This is a genomic window from Bacillus pretiosus, assembly GCF_052947655.1.
Map to the genome: position 1 here is coordinate 85001 of NZ_CM129593.1, position 2500 is coordinate 87500.

The following is a 2500-nucleotide window of genomic DNA, read 5'->3' on the forward strand; positions in this document are numbered from 1 at the left end:
TCTAAGTGCAGTGAAGTCAGACCGGAAGGACTGGTGGAGCGCTTAGAAGTGAGAATGCCGGTATGAGTAGCGAAAGACGGGTGAGAATCCCGTCCACCGAATGCCTAAGGTTTCCTGAGGAAGGCTCGTCCGCTCAGGGTTAGTCAGGACCTAAGCCGAGGCCGACAGGCGTAGGCGATGGACAACAGGTTGATATTCCTGTACCACCTCTTTATCGTTTGAGCAATGGAGGGACGCAGAAGGATAGAAGAAGCGTGCGATTGGTTGTGCACGTCCAAGCAGTTAGGCTGATAAGTAGGCAAATCCGCTTATCGTGAAGGCTGAGCTGTGATGGGGAAGCTCCTTATGGAGCGAAGTCTTTGATTCCCCGCTGCCAAGAAAAGCTTCTAGCGAGATAAAAGGTGCCTGTACCGCAAACCGACACAGGTAGGCGAGGAGAGAATCCTAAGGTGTGCGAGAGAACTCTGGTTAAGGAACTCGGCAAAATGACCCCGTAACTTCGGGAGAAGGGGTGCTTTCTTAACGGAAAGCCGCAGTGAATAGGCCCAAGCGACTGTTTAGCAAAAACACAGGTCTCTGCGAAGCCGTAAGGCGAAGTATAGGGGCTGACACCTGCCCGGTGCTGGAAGGTTAAGGAGAGGGGTTAGCGTAAGCGAAGCTCTGAACTGAAGCCCCAGTAAACGGCGGCCGTAACTATAACGGTCCTAAGGTAGCGAAATTCCTTGTCGGGTAAGTTCCGACCCGCACGAAAGGTGTAACGATTTGGGCACTGTCTCAACCAGAGACTCGGTGAAATTATAGTACCTGTGAAGATGCAGGTTACCCGCGACAGGACGGAAAGACCCCGTGGAGCTTTACTGTAGCCTGATATTGAATTTTGGTACAGTTTGTACAGGATAGGCGGGAGCCATTGAAACCGGAGCGCTAGCTTCGGTGGAGGCGCTGGTGGGATACCGCCCTGACTGTATTGAAATTCTAACCTACGGGTCTTATCGACCCGGGAGACAGTGTCAGGTGGGCAGTTTGACTGGGGCGGTCGCCTCCTAAAGTGTAACGGAGGCGCCCAAAGGTTCCCTCAGAATGGTTGGAAATCATTCGTAGAGTGCAAAGGCATAAGGGAGCTTGACTGCGAGACCTACAAGTCGAGCAGGGACGAAAGTCGGGCTTAGTGATCCGGTGGTTCCGCATGGAAGGGCCATCGCTCAACGGATAAAAGCTACCCCGGGGATAACAGGCTTATCTCCCCCAAGAGTCCACATCGACGGGGAGGTTTGGCACCTCGATGTCGGCTCATCGCATCCTGGGGCTGTAGTCGGTCCCAAGGGTTGGGCTGTTCGCCCATTAAAGCGGTACGCGAGCTGGGTTCAGAACGTCGTGAGACAGTTCGGTCCCTATCCGTCGTGGGCGTAGGAAATTTGAGAGGAGCTGTCCTTAGTACGAGAGGACCGGGATGGACGCACCGCTGGTGTACCAGTTGTTCTGCCAAGGGCATAGCTGGGTAGCTATGTGCGGAAGGGATAAGTGCTGAAAGCATCTAAGCATGAAGCCCCCCTCAAGATGAGATTTCCCATAGCGTAAGCTAGTAAGATCCCTGAAAGATGATCAGGTTGATAGGTTCGAGGTGGAAGCATGGTGACATGTGGAGCTGACGAATACTAATAGATCGAGGACTTAACCATATAATATGTAGCAATGTTATCTAGTTTTGAAAGAATATAAAAAACTTGTTGACTTTAAAAGTTAAATAAGTTACAATAATTCTTGTCTTAAATGAATACAGTCTGGTAATGATGGCAGAGAGGCCACACCCGTTCCCATACCGAACACGGAAGTTAAGCTCTCTAGCGCCGATGGTAGTTGGGACCTTGTCCCTGTGAGAGTAGGACGTTGCCAGGCAATTCGGAGGATTAGCTCAGCTGGGAGAGCACCTGCCTTACAAGCAGGGGGTCGGCGGTTCGATCCCGTCATCCTCCACCATTTAGCCGACTTAGCTCAATTGGTAGAGCAACTGACTTGTAATCAGTAGGTTGGGGGTTCAAGTCCTCTAGTCGGCACCAGTTTTTATTGTAAGAGCCATTAGCTCAGTTGGTAGAGCATCTGACTTTTAATCAGAGGGTCGAAGGTTCGAATCCTTCATGGCTCACCATTTTAATGAAATATGCGGGTGTGGCGGAATTGGCAGACGCACTAGACTTAGGATCTAGCGCCTTTGGCGTGGGGGTTCGACTCCCTTCACCCGCACTTTTAATGAAATAACTCAAACACGTCTTGCGGAAGTAGTTCAGTGGTAGAATACAACCTTGCCAAGGTTGGGGTCGCGGGTTCGAATCCCGTCTTCCGCTCCAATTTTCAATATGACATGCCGGGGTGGCGGAACAGGCAGACGCACAGGACTTAAAATCCTGCGGTGGGTGACCACCGTGCGGGTTCGACCCCCGCCCTCGGCACCATATGCGCCCGTAGCTCAATTGGATAGAGCGTTTGACTACGGATCAAGAGG

7 tRNA genes and 2 rRNA genes (2 of these 9 cut by a window edge) are annotated in these 2500 nt (G+C 51.7%); all 9 read left to right on the top strand.

Features of this window, described 5'->3' with window-relative positions:
• Nucleotides 1-1679, top strand: a 23S ribosomal RNA gene (locus tag ACU8YW_RS00440); it begins 1243 nt to the left of the window's first position.
• Nucleotides 1680-1780: 101 nt separating this feature from the next.
• A 5S ribosomal RNA gene (rrf, locus tag ACU8YW_RS00445) occupies nucleotides 1781-1896 on the top strand.
• Nucleotides 1897-1901: 5 nt separating this feature from the next.
• Nucleotides 1902-1977 (top strand) — tRNA-Val (locus tag ACU8YW_RS00450).
• Nucleotides 1978-1981: 4 nt separating this feature from the next.
• Nucleotides 1982-2057: transfer RNA gene (locus ACU8YW_RS00455), tRNA-Thr, on the top strand.
• 13 nt (nucleotides 2058-2070) lie between these two features.
• Nucleotides 2071-2146 (top strand) — tRNA-Lys (locus ACU8YW_RS00460).
• A gap of 14 nt (nucleotides 2147-2160) precedes the next feature.
• Nucleotides 2161-2241 (top strand) — tRNA-Leu (locus ACU8YW_RS00465).
• Nucleotides 2242-2270: 29 nt separating this feature from the next.
• Nucleotides 2271-2345, top strand: a tRNA-Gly gene (locus ACU8YW_RS00470).
• Between the two features lie 16 nt (nucleotides 2346-2361).
• A tRNA-Leu gene (locus ACU8YW_RS00475) sits at nucleotides 2362-2450 on the top strand.
• A gap of 3 nt (nucleotides 2451-2453) precedes the next feature.
• A tRNA-Arg gene (locus ACU8YW_RS00480) sits at nucleotides 2454-2500 on the top strand (it continues 27 nt past the right edge of the window).